The following is a 16,641-nucleotide window of genomic DNA, read 5'->3' on the forward strand; positions in this document are numbered from 1 at the left end:
AAAATCTTGAGGAAATCTTGAGATGACCCGGCGTCCTTCTTGAGGACCCCGTCCCATGGTTGAAACATCAGCCAATCAGCTGACGGGAACTTCCAGGAAGGACCACCAAAATGACTGACCAGATCTCCGCCAAGTCCGCAACAGCCGGCGCCGCCCATACGGCGTCCGATGCCCTCGCAGGCTCCGCGGATGCTGCCGGCCACTCCGGAGACGCCCCTGGACAGGCCCGGGCAGTGGTGACCATCCGTGAGCCGTTCAACCCACTTGGTGCCGGTCTTCGGAGCATATGGCCGCAGTCGGTCGTCGGATTCTAGAACGCCGCAGCTTTTGACTCGGGCAGGGACCTTTCTCTTCGGGAAGGTACCCTGCCCGACGTCGTTTAAGGGACGATGGAGTCCAGCGCAATAACTAAGGAGGCTTGTCATCAAGGACGAGGTGAAAAAGGCCGCCGGAGTGGCCGAGGAAGCCGCTAATTCGCAGACGTTCGCAGCTGTTGCCCGGGCGGGTTATGCCGTGAGCGGCCTGTTGCACATACTCATTGGCATCATCGCAATCCAACTCGCGGTGGGCCGCAGCGGCGAAGCCGATGTCAGCGGTGCGGTAGCCGAGGTGGCCAGCAAGCCAGCCGGACCCGTCCTGCTCTGGGCCTGCTTTGCGGCCTGTGCGGCGCTCGCCTTGTGGCAATTGGGAAACGCCATTCTTGGATACCGGAACGTCTCGGACAACAAGCTGACCAAGAGGCTCTCAGCTCTGGGTCAGGCCCTTGTCTTCGCTGCCTTGGCTGCCACCATCATGTCCTTCGTCATGGGACAGGGCCAAAATAGCCGCGAGTCCAGCAGCGACTTCACCGGCACCCTCATGAAGGCGCCGTTCGGGATATTCCTGCTGGTCGCCGTCGGTGCCGGTATCGCGATTACCGGCGTCGTCTTTGCAGTGAGGGGCTTTCGGAAGAAGTTCACCAATGACCTTTCCCTGTCATCCAACCCGTCCGTGCATAAGTTCCAACTCTGGGTTGGTGTGGTGGGGTACATCGCCAAGGGAATCGCTTTGTTCCTTGTTGGCCTGCTGGTGGTTATCGCTGCGGTCCGCGTCCAGCCCGAACAGTCAACCGGGCTTGACGGGGGCCTGAAAGCTTTGAAGGAGCAGCCTTACGGGCCTTACCTGCTGGCTGCAGTGGCACTCGGGCTGATCGCGTATGGGCTGTTCCTCATGGTCAAAGCGAGGACTCTTCGGACCTAGGGCTGTCCGCGTTTAGGAGCTTGAGAGGCTGGGTACAGGGCAAAAGTACCGTGTAGTGCAATCTGAAAAGGGGCAGAACCATGACTCAAGGTGAACCGAACCAGACTGACAAGCCGCAAACCGACGGGAACCGCCTCACCTCCGCACCATCGGACCCTCGCAGCGGGTACCACTCAGGCGAATTTCCCCAGCAGGAGCAGGAGCAGCCCGGTCTCACCAAGCCTTTGGATCCGCAACCGGATCATGGCGAGAAAAGCTACGTGGGGCACGGACGCTTGCAGGGCAAAACGGCGCTCATCACCGGCGGCGACTCCGGCATCGGTGCTGCAGTAGCCATTGCCTACGCGCGCGAAGGCGCCAATGTGGCCATCAGCTACCTTCCGGAGGAAGAGGAAGATGCGCAGTCGACGGCGGAATGGATCCGTGAGTGCGGATCGCAGGTCCTGCTATTGCCCGGTGACGCACGGGATGAAGGCTTTGCGGCCCGGATTGTGGAACGTACCGTGCAGGAACTCGGCGGGCTCAACGTGGTGGTGTTGAACGCGGCCTATCAGAAGAACCGCGAAGGCCTGGAGACCATACCCACCGAGGAGTTTGACCGCGTCTTCAAGACCAATCTGTACTCCCTCATCTGGACGGCACAGGCAGCCATTCCGCATCTCCGTCCGGGCGCATCGATCATTGTCACAGCCTCCATCCAAGCCTTCAATCCCTCCGCCCAGTTGATCGACTACGCCATGACCAAAGCAGCCCAAGTGGCCTTCACCAAGGCCATGGCCGAGGAACTGGGGCCCAAGGGAATCCGCGTCAACGCTGTGGCACCCGGTCCCATCTGGACTCCGCTGATTCCCGCTACCGAATGGCCGGACAAGCTTCCCACCTTCGGACAGGACACGCCCCTGGGCCGGGCCGGCCAGCCGGCCGAGCTGGCGCCGGCCTACGTTCTGCTGGCGTCTGACGAAGGATCCTACATTTCAGGGGCTGTCCTTCCCGTCACAGGTGGCAAGGGACTCTGATCCGCGGCGGGGCGGGTTGATGGGGTTGAGATTTAAGGGAGATACGAATGATCGCAGTGTTGGTGATCGACATGCAGAACGCCTACTTCGAGGACCCGGCTTTGAAGGGGCGTCAGGAAGAAATTGTTGCTGCCTGCAACTCGTTGACCAGCGCAGCGATCCAAGCCGGGGGCAAAGTTCTCCTGGTGGGAACCGTGCATGAACGGGACAAGTCTACGTGGAGCCTGAACATGCTGGACGATGACCAAGGCTTCATCTTCAGGGGCAGTGAGCAGGCCGAATTCGTTCCGGGCCTGCTCACGGAGGACTATCCACTGCTGATCAAGACCCGGGACAGCGCCTTCTTTGGGACGGACCTGGCAATGCGCCTGCGGAATTGGGAGGTGGACACCGTCATTCTTGCCGGCATCTCAGCCCATAACTGCATTGCTCAGACCGCCGCTGACGCGTTCGCCCACAACATCAAAGTGATCTACGCAGCCGAAGCCATTGGAACAGAAAATGCGGAAGCCGCCGAGTCCGTACTGCGGGTGTTTACCCGCGAATACCGGCAGAATGTGCTGCCGATGGACGAGATTCGCCAGCTTCTCGGAACGGCTCCGTCAGCGTAGGTCTTCCCTTTCAATGGGGATCCACAACTGGCCGCGGCCGTGCGTGCCGCCGGGCTCCACCTGGACACTGAGCATTTCCGGTCCCGGTGCCCACCTGTACGGGTTGGCGGGAAACCACTCCGTAGCGGCGTCTGCCCACATACCCTGAAGGACTTCCGGGAACTTCCCTTCGGTTTCAAAGACCACCCATAAGCCTGCCGGCACCTCAAGGGACTCGAAACCTGCCGGGACCGGTTTGGTAGAGGCCACTGCGTGCCAGTAGTCCAGCTCGCTTCCCTCGGTGCGCTCCTCCTGGATGTTGTCGGTGACGGATACGGGGCCTGCCGGATCCATGTCGGCAAGCTCCAGCAAGCGCTTGGTGACGGCGGGGTCCAACCCGCGTTGGAACTCGATGATGGCGTTGTTAGGTCCTTCGTGGACCAGCGGGACCCGGGCTTTGAGGCCAATAAGGCGGAAAGCCGGTTGATCTTCGATGCGGTGCAACATGTCAGTATTTCCTTCGACTCGGAGGTGGAACCTCAACTGAGGTTGGGAATGGAGAACGGCGCCCGGCAGCCGTGCCTCGGAAGGGGTCAGCCCGTGCATGGCCTTGAACGCACGGTTGAATGCTTCTGCTGATCCGTAGCCGTAGCGAACGGCAACATCCAAGACCGTGAGGCCTTCCAGAACTTCCGCGGTGGCGGCTGTCAGTCGCCGCCTGCGGATGTACTCGGAGATGGGAATGCCTGCCAGCGAGGAAAACATTCGCCGGAAGTGATACTCGGACGTCAAAGCGGCCTTGGCCAGGATCCCCACCTCGACGTCCGTGGTGAGGTCCTGCTCGATCAGCTCTATTGCCCGGTTCCAGCCCTGCATCATGGTCCCTTCCTGCACCCCGTCTCCCTCTTGCACCTGTTTCCATCCTTTCGTCGACGCTACGCGGGCGTCATGGTCCATGCCCCAACAATCCATGCCCGAAAGTATCAGGCCCGGGATGGAGCAGGCCCCGGCCAACGCAAGAACCCGGAGGCTGCAGTTGCAGTTCTCCGGGTTCTTGACTGTCTTCAGATGTTACGGGCGACTTGAGCCTGATGCTTCTTCGTCCGGTTCGGAGGAGAAGGGTCGGTCCTCAGGGACGTCTTCCGTGTTCTTTTCGTTCAATTCGGCGTCTGCCGAAGGTACCGTCTTCTCGGCGTAGTCACCTTCGGTGTAGTCGCCTCCGGCGTCATCCTTCAGGGTTTCCGGAGACACTCCGGTGTCGCCGTAGTCGCCTTCGGAGTACTGGCCTTCCAGTTCCTCACCGTTGGCATCGCGGTTCTGGTTATTAGCCATGGTGTGCCTTGCGTCCGGTGACCAGGCCGTAGATCAGCAGCACGATGATGGAGCCACCGATTGCCAGGAGCCACGTGGTGAGGGAGAAGAATTCCTGCAGGCCAGTATTGAAAATCAGCCCGCCGATCCAACCACCCAGGAGTGCGCCGACGACGCCCAACAGGAGGGTGATAAGCCAACCGCCGCCCTGGCGGCCGGGAAGAATAAGCTTTGCGATAGCGCCGGCCAAAAGACCGAGCAGAAGAAAACCAAAGAAACCCATTTTTGCTCCTACTTTCTTGTTGATGGAAATTCCATGAACGTGATGAAGCGAGTAATTTCATCGGGTGCCTGTTCCAAGGTGTAGGCACCGTAATGGGGCCCCTGAAGGCCCTATGGAATGTGGGGAATTGGAACTAGTGTGAAACCCCGATGAATTTATGAAATACAGCCAATAAAGCACTCCTGCCGATTGGGTCGGTCTCGGTACTACACCAGCAACGCTAGCGGCTTCGGGGGCTGGTAGCAAGTAACCTGACTATTAGCCCTTCCTTGCTTGCGGGCCCGGAATGCCGCGGATTCGCAGCCTAGTGGCCCTTGAAGGAGTCCGAAACGCCCTTGGCGGCGTCCTTGACTTTCTCACCTGACTGCTTGAGGTTTGCCCTCGATTGGTCCCCTTGGCCCTCAGCCTGCAGGTCCCTGTCGCCGGTGGTTTCGCCGGTCTTTTCTTTGACCTTGCCAGCTGCTTCTTCAGCAGCATTTCCAACTTTGTCGCCCAGTCCCATGGTTTTCACTCCTCGGGTTGTGATGCAGTTACTTCCAGCGGGTATCCGCTGGTTGGCATAATAGTTTAGTCGAATGTTTCATTTCGGCAAATCAGTGTTAACTCAGCCCGCAATCAACTGCAGGTGACAGGGCATGGCCCGCAGGGCTAATGTCGGAGGAATAACACCTCGGAAGGAGTGATTGCTGTGAAAGGGAAAGCATTGTTCGCCGTAGGCGTGGCTGTCGGCTACGTGTGGGGGTCGAAGTCCTGGCCGGAGGTGTATCGGCGGGTCCGCGGAGGCACTGAGAAGCTGTGGAAGAACCCTGAGGTTCAAGAGAACGTGCATCAGGCCACGGAGGCAGTCCAGGAGTCAGTGCCGGACATTTTGGACAACTTGTACGAGGCGGGGAAGAAACTGATGGAACGGGCCGAGAGCATGTTCCCGGGCATCAGTTCCGCCAAGACTGGCCAGAATCCCGGCGCCGCTAGTTCAGACAGCAAGCCCACGGTCACTACCGTACCTACTATCAAGTCTGATGTGGTGTCCGATCCCGCCCTGGATGACACCACGGGAAGTGACTGGTCCGACGAGGGCGGCGCTGCACCGGAAGGACCGGCTATCAACACGCCGCCCAAGCACTAGATGACGCTTTCCACCGCGGTCAGGATCGCCTCACCCAGTTCCTTGGGCTTGGTGAACTGAGGCCAGTGTCCGGTGGGGAGGTCGATGTAGTGGACGTCCCGGATTCTGGCGAGTTCGGCGGTGAACGGGTGCCCGGCATTCATCCATTCCTTCAGGAGCGACGACGGGAACTGGCAGGCGATGATCGTGGCGGGTACTTCATAGCGCCGGACGTCGCTCAGGTGTTGCTGGTCTATGGCAACGCCCTTCGGCTCCGGGATCGCCCGCGCGCGGAAGGCTTCCTTGAGGTCATCCGTCAGGTCAACAAGGTCTTCTTCCTCGAACAGTTCCCACGGCGGCAACGGGAGGTCGTCGCCGTCGTCGGGCAGTTCATCATTGATGACCCCGCCCTCACCGAGGGGTCCGCTGTCCACATAAATGGCGCGGGCCACTCGGTCCGGGCGGGCATCTGCCACACCGTGGATGATGGCGCCGCCCCCTGAATGGCCCACCAGGACGACTTTGCCGTCCAGGGAGTCCACTTTCGCCACCACGGCGTCGATGTGGGTGCGGAGGCCGATGCCCGCACGTGAGGCATCCACCGACTCCAGTTCTGGCAGTGTCAGTGGATGGACTGTGTGTCCGGCCGCCACCAGCGGCGGCGTCACCTCCTCCCACGACGACGCGTCCAACCAGAAACCGGGTACAAGGATGATGTCCATGCCGGTACCCTACGGGAGCCCACCGACGGTTTGTAAGAGTGGCTAGTTTCCCTTCGCCAGCTTCTGCACGGTTTTCGCCAGGATCTTGGCGCGCGACTCCGGCGTGCGGGCCTTGAGTATCTGCAGGATGATGAGATAGCGATCGGTTTTGCCGAGGTTTTCAAAGTTCTTCCCGGCGGCCGGGTTTCCGGCGAGTGCGGCGTGCAAGTCCTCCGGAACGGCGGCATTGGCCTGCGATACGTACGCCGCGTCCCAGCGGCCATCGGCCTTGGCTGCATCTATTTCGGCAAAACCTGCCGGACGCATGCGGCCTTCACCAACCAGCGTTTCCACTTTGCCCACGTTCACTTGTGACCACGAACTTCGAGCCCTGCGCCGCGAGTATCTTTGCAGGAAGCTGCTCTCGTCGTAGCCCTTGCGTTGGCCATCAATCCAGCCGAAACAGAGGGCGCCGTCCAGTGCATCCTCTATTTCAATGAGCCCGGCTTTCGAGTTCTTCTTGCCGATCACCAGCCAGGCTTCGGTTTGGGCGGCGTGGTTGGCGGTGAGCCAGCCTTCCCATTCCGCGCTGTGGGCAAATCGTAATAGCTCCCGCTCCTTCTTGTGCTCCATGTTTTCCTTCCTGCGGCTCAGCCTCATACCCAGCATCCCCCAAATACCTCGCAGCAGGGCGCGCTGCCGGGGTTCAAAATGCGCTGTGAGGCTACTCGGTTGGGTTTCGGGAAGGGGGTTGACGCGGCAGTGAAGACCCGTCATAGTAATTCGTATACGATTTCGTACTTGATTGGACTCGAAGAAGAGGAGGCGCCGTGACACTGGAGTTCCGGACCCAGGAAGTCAGCCAGGACATGCTGGCGCGGACGCGCAAAGTCATTGCCGTCCACATCAACTACCCCAGCCGTGCGGCCCAGCGCGGGCGCACTCCGCAGCAGCCGTCGTACTTCCTGAAGCCGTCCTCGTCTCTGGCGCTCGGTTCCGCGGATGCGCCCGGCACGGTTGAGCGGCCCGCCGGCTGTGAACTGCTCGGCTACGAGGGCGAAATCGCACTGGTCATCGGTAAGTCCGCCCGCCGCGTGGGCTTGGACGATGCCTGGAGCCACGTCGAGTGGGTCACGGCGTCCAACGACCTCGGCGTCTACGACCTCCGCTACGCAGACAAGGGCTCCAACGTCCGGTCCAAGGGCGGCGACGGTTTCACCCCCGTTGGCCCGGCTCTCATTCCTGCCGACGCGGTCGATCCCGCCCGGCTGCGGATACGCACCTGGCAGAACGGAGACCTTGTCCAGGACGACACCACCGAGGACCTGCTCTTCCCGTTCGCCCAGCTCGTGGCGGACCTCTCCCAGCTGCTCACGCTCGAAGAGGGCGACATCATCCTCACCGGCACCCCCGCGGGCGCCTCGGTGGCAAAGCCCGGAGACGTCGTCGAGATTGAGGTCACCGGCGGTGACTTCAGCAGCGGCCGCCTGGCCACCAAGGTAACGGAAGGCACGACGCCGTTCGCGGACTTTGGTGCCCGTCCCAAGACTGATGACACCCAGCGGGAAGAAGCGTACGGTTCGCGCGAAGCCGCTGGACTGGAGGCTTCGGAACCGGCGGCTGCCGAGAGTGTCCTCACTCCGGAGCTGAAGACGAAGCTGGAATCCGTCGCCACGGCCACGCTTTCTTCCCAGCTCCGCAAGCGCGGGCTGAACAATGTGAGCATTGACGGACTGCAGGCCACCCGCCCGGACCGTAAAGTGGTGGGCCTGGCCCGGACCCTGCGCTACGTGCCCAACCGCGAGGACCTCTTCAAGACCCACGGCGGTGGCTTCAACGCCCAGAAGCAGGCCATCGATTCCGTGAACGAGGGCGAAATCCTGGTCATGGAAGCGCGCGGCGAGAAGGGCACCGGCACCGTGGGTGACATCCTCGCGCTCCGCGCCCAAGTCCGCGGGGCCGCGGCCATCATTACAGACGGCGGCGTCCGCGACTATTCGGCTGTGGCCGATTTGGAGATGCCTACCTATTTCGCCAACCCGCACCCGGCAGTCCTGGGGCGGCGGCACATTCCGTGGGACACGGACATCACCATCGCCTGCGGCGGTGCTACGGTCCAGCCCGGCGACATCATCGTGGCCGACTCCGATGGCATCCTGGTGATCCCGCCGGCCATCGCCGAGGAACTCGTGGACGACTGCATCCAGCAGGAAAAGGAAGAGACGTTCATCTTCCAGATGGTCCAGGAAGGCAACAGCGTCGACGGGCTGTACCCCATGAACAAGGAATGGCAGGCGCGGTACGCGGAGTGGTCCGCCAAGCAAAGCCCGGAAGGAGCCCGCCATGACTGAGACCGCCGTCGGAAGCACCGCCGTCGAAAGCAAGTCCCAAAGCAAATCCCAGCAGGCGTATGCCGCGGTGAAAGCGCGCATCATCGAGGGAACCTACACTCCGGGTTACCGGCTGGTGCTCGCCAAGATCGCCGAAGACCTGGGCTTCAGCGTGGTCCCCGTCCGGGAAGCGATCCGCCGCCTCGAAGCCGAAGGGCTGGTGAAGTTCGAGCGGAACGTCGGCGCCACCGTGTCCGGGATCGACCCCACCGAATACCTGTACACCATGCAGACCCTGAGCATCGTGGAAGGCGCGGCCACCGCGCTGTCCGCACCGCTGATCGATTCCGTAGCCATCGCCCGCGCCCGTGCGGTGAACGATGAAATGCGTGAGTGCCTGGAGCACTTCGACCCCGTCCGCTTCACCGCACTGAACCAGGACTTCCACAGCGTCCTCTTTGAACACTGCCCCAACCCGCACATTCTGGACCTGGTCCACCGCGGCTGGAACCGGCTGGCATCACTGCGCTCGTCCACGTTCCGGTTCGTCCCCGGCCGCGCACAGGAATCAGTACGCGAACACGAAGCCCTGCTGGAACTCATTGAGGACGCCGCAGACGCCGACACCATTGAAAAAGCAGCCCGCCAGCACCGCGCCGCCACCCTGGACGCCTACCTGGCCCAAGCCAAACAATAACCACCAGCCACTGATCGCTAGTTAGGACTTCAACGATGACGACCTCCGTAGAGACCACCAAGCACTACATCCCCGAAAACCTGCCGTCCCACATCCAGCACTTCATCAACGGCGAGTTCGTTGACTCCATCTCCGGCAAGACTTTCGATGTCCTGGATCCGGTATCCAACGGCAACTACGCCACTGCTGCCGCCGGCCAGAAGGAAGACATCGACCTCGCAGTTGCCGCCGCCCGCGAAGCATTCGTCAACGGTCCCTGGCCCAAGATGAAGCCACGCGAACGTTCCCGTGTGCTGAACAAGATCGCCGATGCCGTGGAGGCCCAGGAAGCCCGCCTCGCCGAACTCGAAACCTTCGATACCGGCCTGCCGATCACCCAGGCCAAGGGCCAGGCCCTGCGCGCGGCGGAAAACTTCCGATTCTTCGCGGACCTGATCGTGGCCCAGTTCGATGACGCCATGAAGGTCCCGGGCTCGCAGATCAACTACGTGAACCGGAAGCCGATCGGCGTCGCAGGCCTGATCACCCCTTGGAACACCCCGTTCATGCTGGAGTCCTGGAAGCTCGCCCCGGCACTGGCCACCGGTAACACCGTGGTGCTGAAGCCGGCCGAGTTCACGCCGCTCTCGGCCTCTCTCTGGGCACAGATCTTCAAGGACGCCGGCCTGCCTGACGGCGTGTTCAACCTGGTCAACGGCCTGGGCGAAGAAGCCGGCGATGCCCTGGTGAAGCACCCGGACGTGCCGCTGATCTCCTTCACCGGCGAGACCACCACGGGCCAAACCATCTTCCGCAACGCCGCTGCCAACCTCAAGGGCCTGTCCATGGAGCTCGGCGGCAAGTCCCCCTGCGTCGTGTTCGCCGACGCCGATCTTGACGCCGCGATCGATTCGGCGCTGTTCGGGGTGTTCTCCCTGAACGGTGAACGCTGCACGGCCGGGTCCCGCATCCTGGTTGAGCGGGCCATCTACGACGAATTCTGCGAAAAGTACGCCGCCCGGGCCAAGAACATCGTGGTGGGCGATCCCCACGATCCCAAGACCCAGGTGGGTGCGCTCGTCCACCCGGAGCACTACAACAAGGTGGCCTCCTACGTGGAGATCGGCAAGTCCGAAGGCCGGCTCCTCGCCGGCGGCGGCCGCCCCGACCACCTGCCCGAAGGCAACTACATCGCACCCACGGTGTTCGCCGACGTCGCGCCTGATGCGCGGATCTTCCAGGAGGAAATCTTCGGTCCGGTCGTGGCCATCACACCCTTCGAGAACGACGACGAAGCCCTCGCCTTGGCCAACAACACCAAGTACGGCCTGGCGGCCTACATCTGGACCCAGAACCTCACCCGGGCCCACAACTTCTCCCAGAATGTGGAGGCCGGCATGGTGTGGCTCAACAGCCACAACGTCCGCGATCTTCGTACCCCGTTCGGTGGCGTGAAAGCTTCCGGGCTGGGCCATGAGGGTGGCTACCGCTCCATCGACTTCTACACCGACCAGCAGGCCGTGCACATCACGCTCGGCTCGGTTCACACGCCCAAGTTTGGCGCCTAAAACTTCCCACCTACCCTTTCAACGAAGAGAGAATCCCATGAGCAACTTCACCGGTCCCATCCCCACCCCCACAGTCCCTGCTCCGGACATCGTCCGGTGCGCCTACCTGGAACTGGTGGTCACGGATCTGGCCAAGTCCCGTGCGTTCTACGTTGACCTTCTGGGCCTGCACGTCACGGAAGAGAACGAGAACACCATCTGCCTGCGCTCCTTTGAGGAGTTCATCCACCACAACCTGGTCCTCCGCAAGGGCCCGGTCGCCGCAGCCGCAGCCTTCGCCTACCGGGTGAAGTCTCCGGCCGAGGTGGACGCCGCCGAGGCGTACTACCGCGAACTTGGCTGCCGCGTTGAACGCCGCAAGGAAGGCTTCACCAAGGGCGTTGGTGACTCCGTCCGCGTGGAAGACCCGCTGGGTTTCCCCTACGAGTTCTTCTACGACGTGGAGCATGTGGAACGCCTCACCCAGCGCTACGACCTCTACTCCGCCGGCGAATTGGTCCGCTTGGACCACTTCAACCAGGTCACCCCGGACGTCCCCCGAGGCCGTAAATACCTGGAGGACCTCGGCTTCCGCGTCTCCGAGGACATCAAGGATTCCGACGGCGTGACCTACGCCGCGTGGATGCACCGCAAGCAGACTGTGCACGACACCGCCCTGACCGGTGGCAACGGACCCCGCCTGCATCACATCGCGTTCTCCACGCATGAGAAGCACAACATCATCCAGATCTGCGACAAGATGGGCGCACTGCGCATCTCAGACCGGATCGAGCGAGGCCCCGGACGCCACGGTGTGTCCAACGCGTTCTACCTCTACATCCTGGACCCGGACGGCCACCGCGTAGAGATCTACACCCAGGACTACTACACCGGCGATCCCGACAACCCCACCGTCACCTGGGACGTCCACGATAACCAGCGCCGTGATTGGTGGGGCAACCCCGTGGTCCCGTCCTGGTACACCGAAGCGTCTCTGGTACTGGACCTCGACGGCAACCCCCAGCCCATCATCGAGCGCGAAGACAAATCCGAAATGGCCGTCACCGTGGGCGCCGACGGCTTCTCCTACACCCGCCCCGAGGGTGCGTCAGGCGAAGCTGCCGAGGGCTTCAAGCTGGGAGCGCAGGTCTAGAGCCATGTTGGACGCGAAGACGATCGAAGCCATTGCCGACGAACTGCTGGAGGCCGGCCGAAACCGCAAGCCGGTTCCGCGCCTCACTGCCCGCTATCCCGAGATGACGGTGGAAGATTCATACGCCGTTCAGCAGTTGTGGATGCGGCGGAACGAGGAAGCCGGGCGCACGTTGGTGGGGCGCAAGATCGGCCTCACGTCCAAGGCCATGCAAGCCGCCACGGGCATCACTGAACCGGATTACGGTGCCATTTTCGATGACATGGTCCTCGAAACCGGCTGCTCCGTGGAGTGGGATAAGTACACTCACCCGCGGGTGGAAGTGGAGTTGGCTTTCGTGTTGAAGTCCGGCCTCAAGGGGCCCGGCTGCACAATTTTCGACGTCCTCAACGCCACCGACTACGTGGTTCCGGCCCTCGAGATCCTGGATTCCAGGATCGAGATGGAGGGCCGGACCATCGTGGACACCATCTCGGACAACGCCGCGATGGGCGCCATGGTGGTGGGTGGCCGGCCGGTGCGTCCCGACGCCGTCGACCTCCGCTGGGTCTCCGCCATCCTGTACAAAAACCAGACCGTGGAAGAGACCGGCGTGGCCGCCGGCGTGCTGGATCACCCGGCCAACGGAGTGCATTGGCTGGCCAACAAGATCGCTGCGCACGGGGACTCCATGAACGCCGGAGATATCATCCTGGCGGGCTCGTTTACAAGGCCTCTGTGGGTGTACAAAGGTGATACTGTGCACGCGGATTACGGACCGTTGGGAGTTGTGACATGTCACTTCAGCTAGGCCCCACTTTCTATTCGGCCCTCTCCGGTGCAGGTCGTCCACTCGCCGGAATGTGGGTGTGCTCGGGCAGTCCGCTGGTGGCGGAAATCTGTGCCGGTTCTGGGTTGGACTGGCTGCTGATCGACGCCGAGCACAGCCCCAACGGACTCGAATCCATCCTCGCGCAGCTCCACGCCGTCAGCGCCTACCCGCTGCAGGTCATGGTCCGGCCTCCCGTGAATGACACCGTGGTCATCAAGCAATACCTGGACCTCGGCGTCCAGAACCTGCTCATCCCCATGGTGAACTCGGCCTTCGAGGCAGCCACCGCCGTAGCCGCGGTAAGGTACCCGCCCCTCGGGGTGCGCGGAGTGGGCTCGGCACTTGCCCGAGCCTCGCGCTGGAACCGCGTCCCGGACTACTTGGCGGCCGCTTCGGAAACGATCAGCCTCACCGTTCAGATCGAATCCGAGGCCGCGGCTTCGGCAGTGGAGGAGATACTTGCCGTCGACGGTGTGGACGGCATCTTCCTCGGCCCCTCGGACCTCGCTGCTTCCATGGGCCTGCTGGGACAGCAGGAAAATCCCTTAGTGAGGGCCGTCGTCGAGCATTGCCTCGCAGCCGCCAAAGCCGCCGGTAAGCCGGCGGGCGTGAACGCCTTCAACGAGGCAACCGCCCGCGCCTATCTCGACGCCGGTGCCTCCTTTGTGCTGGTGGGCGCCGATGTCTCTGTGCTGGCCCGTGCTTCCGAGGGCTTCGCGTCAACCTTCATTCCCGTGTCTGAAACGGCCAAGCGCGAAAGCTACTGACCTTCCCATTTTTCGCGGTCTTTTGCCCACCGCGGCGTTTGCCCGCGTAGTGGGTCCTGTCTGCGCATTTCCTAGGAGATTTCCATGTCTGCTGCACCTGTTGATTTGTCGTCCCGTGAAGCGTCATTGCTGGCTTCCGTTCCCACTGGTTTGTTGGTCGGCGGGCAGTGGCGTGACGCGTCCGACGGCGGAACTTTTGACGTCCACGACCCGTCCACTGGCGAGGTCCTGGCCACGCTCGCGTCCGCCACGAGTGACGACGCCGTGGCGGCCCTTGATGCCGCCGATGCCGTGCAGGCTTCATGGGCCCGGACCGCTCCGCGTGAGCGCGCCGAAATCCTGCGACGTGCCTTCGACCTCGTCATCGAACGAGCCGACGACTTCGCCCTGCTGATGACCCTGGAGATGGGCAAGCCCTTGGCTGAGGCGCGTGGCGAAGTCACCTACGGGGCCGAGTTCCTGCGCTGGTTCTCCGAAGAAACCGTCCGCGACTATGGCCGGTACCTCACCACGCCCGAGGGCAAGAACAAGATCCTGGTCCAGCACAAACCCGTGGGTCCGTGCCTGCTCATCACGCCCTGGAACTTCCCGCTGGCCATGGCCACGCGCAAGGTCGCTCCCGCGATCGCCGCCGGCTGCACCATGGTCCTCAAACCCGCCAAACTCACGCCTTTGACTGCGCAGTACTTCGCCCAGACCATGCTCGACGCCGGGCTCCCCGCCGGAGTCTTGAACGTGGTCTCCTCCTCATCTGCTTCAGGGATTTCCGGGCCGTTGCTCGCCGACCCCCGCCTGCGCAAGGTCTCCTTCACCGGCTCCACCCCGGTAGGACGGCGGCTCATGGCTGACGCAGCGCAGAACGTCCTGCGCACCTCCATGGAACTTGGCGGCAACGCCCCGTTCATCGTGTTCGAGGACGCAGACCTGGATGCCGCGGTAGAAGGGGCAATGGCCGCGAAGATGCGGAACATGGGCGAGGCCTGCACCGCGGCGAACCGCTTCCTGGTCCACTCCTCTGTCGCCGCGGAGTTCACCCGTAAGTTCGCGAGCGCCATGGGAGCCTTAGTGACCGGCCGCGGCACCGAACCATCTACTCAAGTTGGTCCGTTGATTGACGCCGGAGCCCGGGACGACGTGCACGCCTTGGTGAGTGCCGCCGTCGACGCCGGTGCTACCGCCCTCACCGGTGGTAAGCCTGCGGGCGGTCCCGGCTACTTTTACCCGCCCACCGTGCTGGCGGACGTACCCAATGACGCGGATATCCTCCGCCAGGAGATCTTCGGGCCCGTAGCCCCGGTGACCAACTTCGACACCGAAGAGGACGCCATCCGCCTGGCCAACGCCAGCGAATACGGCCTGGCCTCTTACATCTACAGCAAGGACTTCAACCGTCTGCTCCGGGTCGCGGAGCAAATCGAGTTCGGCATGGTCGGATTCAACGCCGGCGTCATCTCCAACGCCGCAGCACCATTCGGCGGTGTGAAGCAATCCGGCCTGGGCCGTGAAGGCGGCTCCGAAGGCATCGCCGAGTACACCACCACCCAATACATCGGCATCGCCGACCCCTACGCAGTCTGAGCCTCCCATCAATGCCACCTATCGCGGGCACATAGCTGTGTCCGCGGGAAATGAGTCACACTCATGAGCGCATCACCATCTGCACAAGCTGGTTTGGAGAAGCGCCACTCGGCGCGGAACAACCGCCGGGTAGCGTTTGCGACGATCGTTGGAACCACGGTTGAGTGGTACGACTTCTTCATCTACGCCAACGCTGCCGGCCTGATCTTTGCCAAGCTCTTCTTCGAGCCGGCCGGTGACGACATCGCACTGCTGATTTCCTTCGCGTCAGTGGGCCTGTCCTTCCTGTTCCGGCCGTTGGGGGCCTTCCTCGCCGGGCACTTCGGCGACAAACTCGGACGCCGGGCCATGCTGGTGCTGACGCTCGTGCTGATGGGTGCGGCCACCATGCTCATTGGTGTCCTGCCCACTTACGAGACGGCGGGCCTCGCAGCCCCGATCCTGCTGCTGTTCCTGCGGATTCTGCAAGGCATTTCGGCCGGCGGTGAATGGGGAGGCGCCGTCCTGATGGCTGTGGAGCATGCGCCCCGGAATAAGCGCGGCCTCTTCGGCTCGTTCCCCCAACTGGGAGTGCCTTTGGGCATGCTCCTCGCCTCCGGCGTCCTCACCCTTATGTCCGGTGTGATCACGCCCGGCGCAGCGTTCGAAGAGTGGGGCTGGCGTGTTCCCTTCCTGCTCAGCTTCGTGCTGATCATCGTGGGCTTCATTGTCCGTAGGGGCGTCGATGAAAGCCCTGTCTTCGCCGAGATCGCCACACGTAAGCAGCAGACCAGGGTTCCCATTGTGGAACTGTTCAAGAAGCACTGGCTGCTGGTCATCCTGGCCGCGCTGATCTTCGCGGGAAACAACGCCGCCGGCTACATGACCACCGGCGGGTACATCCTCAGCTACGCCACTGCACCCAAGGGGCTGGCCATGGACCGAACGCAGGTCCTCCTGGCCATCACAGCTTCCGCAGCCCTGTGGTTCATCTTCACCCTCGTGTCCGGGTACCTCGCTGACAGCATCGGCCGGAAGAAGACGTACCTGATCGGCTACGCATGCCTGATTGTCACGTTCTTCCCGCTGTTCTGGCTGATCAACACCGGGAACATCTGGGCCATGGTGGCTGGACTGGCATTGTTCAGCCTGGGGCTGGGACTGACGTACGGTCCACAGGCAGCGCTGTACAGCGAGCTGTTCCCCGCATCCATCAGGTTCTCCGGCGTCGCTATCTCCTACGCACTTGGTTCGATCATCGGCGGAGCCTTCGCCCCGACCATTGCAACAGCACTGGTTCAAGCGACGGGAACCACTATGAGCGTCTCGGCGTACCTGCTGATTGTTGCCGTGATTTCCACGGTCGCCGTGCTGCTGACCCGCGAGCGCAAGGGCATTGACCTCGGGATCGACAACCAGGCCGAGCAGGAAGTCGGGGCCACCGTGTTCGATCGCCGCACGCCGTCGTCGTTCACTTCCGCAGACAAGGGCCCCACGGACAAGGTTCCCACGGACGCCTGACCTGGGTTTCCCCTACTGACTGACTGGCAGTAGT

General features: G+C 62.5%; 19 protein-coding genes. 13 read left to right on the top strand and 6 right to left on the bottom strand.

Annotation, left to right across the window (positions count from 1 at the left end):
- Nucleotides 1-110: 110 nt before the first annotated feature.
- From J7I86_RS21045 to J7I86_RS21060, 4 genes are all read left to right on the top strand, one after another.
- Nucleotides 111-314, top strand: coding sequence for a hypothetical protein (locus tag J7I86_RS21045; RefSeq protein ID WP_214822795.1), 204 nt, complete (start codon nt 111-113; stop codon nt 312-314).
- A 121-nt stretch (nt 315-435) separates the two neighbouring features.
- Nucleotides 436-1,239: a DUF1206 domain-containing protein gene (locus J7I86_RS21050; protein ID WP_214822796.1), complete on the top strand. Its 804-nt coding sequence runs from the start codon at nt 436-438 to the stop codon at nt 1,237-1,239.
- Between the two features lie 80 nt (nt 1,240-1,319).
- Nucleotides 1,320-2,255: an SDR family oxidoreductase gene (locus J7I86_RS21055; RefSeq protein ID WP_214822797.1), complete on the top strand. Its 936-nt coding sequence runs from the start codon at nt 1,320-1,322 to the stop codon at nt 2,253-2,255.
- A 47-nt stretch (nt 2,256-2,302) separates the two neighbouring features.
- Nucleotides 2,303-2,866: a cysteine hydrolase family protein gene (locus tag J7I86_RS21060; RefSeq protein WP_214822798.1), complete on the top strand. Its 564-nt coding sequence runs from the start codon at nt 2,303-2,305 to the stop codon at nt 2,864-2,866.
- Here J7I86_RS21060 and J7I86_RS21065 read toward each other — a convergent pair.
- From J7I86_RS21065 to J7I86_RS21080, 4 genes are all read right to left on the bottom strand, one after another.
- Nucleotides 2,858-3,721 (bottom strand): helix-turn-helix domain-containing protein, encoded by an 864-nt coding sequence (locus J7I86_RS21065; protein ID WP_214822836.1) that lies wholly within the window; start codon nt 3,719-3,721, stop codon nt 2,858-2,860. The two genes, J7I86_RS21060 and J7I86_RS21065, sit on opposite strands and share 9 nt — an antisense overlap.
- Nucleotides 3,722-3,916: 195 nt before the next feature.
- Entirely contained in the window at nt 3,917-4,177 is a 261-nt protein-coding gene (locus J7I86_RS21070; RefSeq protein ID WP_214822799.1) for a hypothetical protein, read from the bottom strand.
- Nucleotides 4,170-4,439: a GlsB/YeaQ/YmgE family stress response membrane protein gene (locus J7I86_RS21075; RefSeq protein ID WP_214822800.1), complete on the bottom strand. Its 270-nt coding sequence runs from the start codon at nt 4,437-4,439 to the stop codon at nt 4,170-4,172. The genes J7I86_RS21070 and J7I86_RS21075 overlap by 8 nt, the downstream gene beginning before the upstream one ends.
- Nucleotides 4,440-4,743: 304 nt before the next feature.
- A complete protein-coding gene (locus J7I86_RS21080; RefSeq protein WP_214822801.1) occupies nt 4,744-4,941 on the bottom strand; it encodes a CsbD family protein in 198 nt (65 codons plus the stop codon).
- Nucleotides 4,942-5,127: 186 nt separating this feature from the next.
- Between J7I86_RS21080 and J7I86_RS21085 the strand changes: the two genes are divergently transcribed.
- A complete protein-coding gene (locus tag J7I86_RS21085) occupies nt 5,128-5,565 on the top strand; it encodes a hypothetical protein (RefSeq protein ID WP_214822802.1) in 438 nt (145 codons plus the stop codon).
- Here J7I86_RS21085 and J7I86_RS21090 read toward each other — a convergent pair.
- Nucleotides 5,562-6,266 (bottom strand): alpha/beta fold hydrolase, encoded by a 705-nt coding sequence (locus tag J7I86_RS21090; protein WP_214822803.1) that lies wholly within the window; start codon nt 6,264-6,266, stop codon nt 5,562-5,564. The genes J7I86_RS21085 and J7I86_RS21090 overlap by 4 nt on opposite strands.
- 42 nt (nt 6,267-6,308) lie before the next feature.
- Nucleotides 6,309-6,878, bottom strand: coding sequence for a YdeI family protein (locus J7I86_RS21095; RefSeq protein WP_214822804.1), 570 nt, complete (start codon nt 6,876-6,878; stop codon nt 6,309-6,311).
- Between the two features lie 197 nt (nt 6,879-7,075).
- Here J7I86_RS21095 and J7I86_RS21100 point away from each other — a divergent pair, with 197 nt between their 5' ends.
- The 8 genes from J7I86_RS21100 (at nt 7,076) to J7I86_RS21135 (ending at nt 16,607) form a co-directional block, all read left to right on the top strand.
- Nucleotides 7,076-8,596: a fumarylacetoacetate hydrolase family protein gene (locus J7I86_RS21100; protein WP_214822805.1), complete on the top strand. Its 1,521-nt coding sequence runs from the start codon at nt 7,076-7,078 to the stop codon at nt 8,594-8,596.
- Nucleotides 8,589-9,272: a GntR family transcriptional regulator gene (locus J7I86_RS21105; RefSeq protein WP_214822806.1), complete on the top strand. Its 684-nt coding sequence runs from the start codon at nt 8,589-8,591 to the stop codon at nt 9,270-9,272. The genes J7I86_RS21100 and J7I86_RS21105 overlap by 8 nt, the downstream gene beginning before the upstream one ends.
- A 35-nt stretch (nt 9,273-9,307) precedes the next feature.
- Entirely contained in the window at nt 9,308-10,819 is a 1,512-nt protein-coding gene (gene hpaE / locus J7I86_RS21110) for a 5-carboxymethyl-2-hydroxymuconate semialdehyde dehydrogenase (RefSeq protein WP_214822807.1), read from the top strand.
- A gap of 37 nt (nt 10,820-10,856) precedes the next feature.
- Nucleotides 10,857-11,951, top strand: a complete 1,095-nt coding sequence (gene hpaD, locus J7I86_RS21115) for a 3,4-dihydroxyphenylacetate 2,3-dioxygenase (protein WP_214822808.1) — start codon at nt 10,857-10,859, stop codon at nt 11,949-11,951.
- A 4-nt stretch (nt 11,952-11,955) separates the two neighbouring features.
- A complete protein-coding gene (hpaH, locus tag J7I86_RS21120) occupies nt 11,956-12,741 on the top strand; it encodes a 2-oxo-hept-4-ene-1,7-dioate hydratase (RefSeq protein ID WP_214822809.1) in 786 nt (261 codons plus the stop codon).
- On the top strand, nt 12,726-13,529 hold the full coding sequence (locus J7I86_RS21125; protein ID WP_214822810.1) for an HpcH/HpaI aldolase/citrate lyase family protein: 804 nt from the start codon (nt 12,726-12,728) through the stop codon (nt 13,527-13,529). Before hpaH ends, J7I86_RS21125 begins: the two co-directional genes overlap by 16 nt.
- Before the next feature lie 84 nt (nt 13,530-13,613).
- A complete protein-coding gene (locus tag J7I86_RS21130) occupies nt 13,614-15,107 on the top strand; it encodes an NAD-dependent succinate-semialdehyde dehydrogenase (protein WP_214822811.1) in 1,494 nt (497 codons plus the stop codon).
- Nucleotides 15,108-15,170: 63 nt separating this feature from the next.
- Nucleotides 15,171-16,607 (top strand): MFS transporter, encoded by a 1,437-nt coding sequence (locus tag J7I86_RS21135; protein ID WP_214822812.1) that lies wholly within the window; start codon nt 15,171-15,173, stop codon nt 16,605-16,607.
- The last annotated feature ends 34 nt before the right edge of the window (nt 16,608-16,641 follow it).

This window comes from Arthrobacter sp. ISL-95 (assembly GCF_018613695.1).
Taxonomy (GTDB): Bacteria; Actinomycetota; Actinomycetes; order Actinomycetales; family Micrococcaceae; genus Arthrobacter.

Bases quoted from the DNA above. Each gene is read 5' to 3' on its own strand.
- J7I86_RS21045 (WP_214822795.1), top strand. From the start codon at position 111: ATGACTGACCAGATCTCCGCCAAGTCCGCAACAGCCGGCGCCGCCCAT.
- J7I86_RS21055 (WP_214822797.1), top strand. From the start codon at position 1,320: ATGACTCAAGGTGAACCGAACCAGACTGACAAGCCGCAAACCGACGGG.
- J7I86_RS21060 (WP_214822798.1), top strand. From the start codon at position 2,303: ATGATCGCAGTGTTGGTGATCGACATGCAGAACGCCTACTTCGAGGAC.
- J7I86_RS21065 (WP_214822836.1), bottom strand. From the start codon at position 3,721: ATGCAGGGCTGGAACCGGGCAATAGAGCTGATCGAGCAGGACCTCACC.
- J7I86_RS21070 (WP_214822799.1), bottom strand. From the start codon at position 4,177: ATGGCTAATAACCAGAACCGCGATGCCAACGGTGAGGAACTGGAAGGC.
- J7I86_RS21075 (WP_214822800.1), bottom strand. From the start codon at position 4,439: ATGGGTTTCTTTGGTTTTCTTCTGCTCGGTCTTTTGGCCGGCGCTATC.
- J7I86_RS21080 (WP_214822801.1), bottom strand. From the start codon at position 4,941: ATGGGACTGGGCGACAAAGTTGGAAATGCTGCTGAAGAAGCAGCTGGC.
- J7I86_RS21090 (WP_214822803.1), bottom strand. From the start codon at position 6,266: ATGGACATCATCCTTGTACCCGGTTTCTGGTTGGACGCGTCGTCGTGG.
- J7I86_RS21095 (WP_214822804.1), bottom strand. From the start codon at position 6,878: ATGGAGCACAAGAAGGAGCGGGAGCTATTACGATTTGCCCACAGCGCG.
- J7I86_RS21105 (WP_214822806.1), top strand. From the start codon at position 8,589: ATGACTGAGACCGCCGTCGGAAGCACCGCCGTCGAAAGCAAGTCCCAA.
- hpaE (WP_214822807.1), top strand. From the start codon at position 9,308: ATGACGACCTCCGTAGAGACCACCAAGCACTACATCCCCGAAAACCTG.
- hpaD (WP_214822808.1), top strand. From the start codon at position 10,857: ATGAGCAACTTCACCGGTCCCATCCCCACCCCCACAGTCCCTGCTCCG.
- hpaH (WP_214822809.1), top strand. From the start codon at position 11,956: ATGTTGGACGCGAAGACGATCGAAGCCATTGCCGACGAACTGCTGGAG.
- J7I86_RS21125 (WP_214822810.1), top strand. From the start codon at position 12,726: ATGTCACTTCAGCTAGGCCCCACTTTCTATTCGGCCCTCTCCGGTGCA.
- J7I86_RS21130 (WP_214822811.1), top strand. From the start codon at position 13,614: ATGTCTGCTGCACCTGTTGATTTGTCGTCCCGTGAAGCGTCATTGCTG.
- J7I86_RS21135 (WP_214822812.1), top strand. From the start codon at position 15,171: ATGAGCGCATCACCATCTGCACAAGCTGGTTTGGAGAAGCGCCACTCG.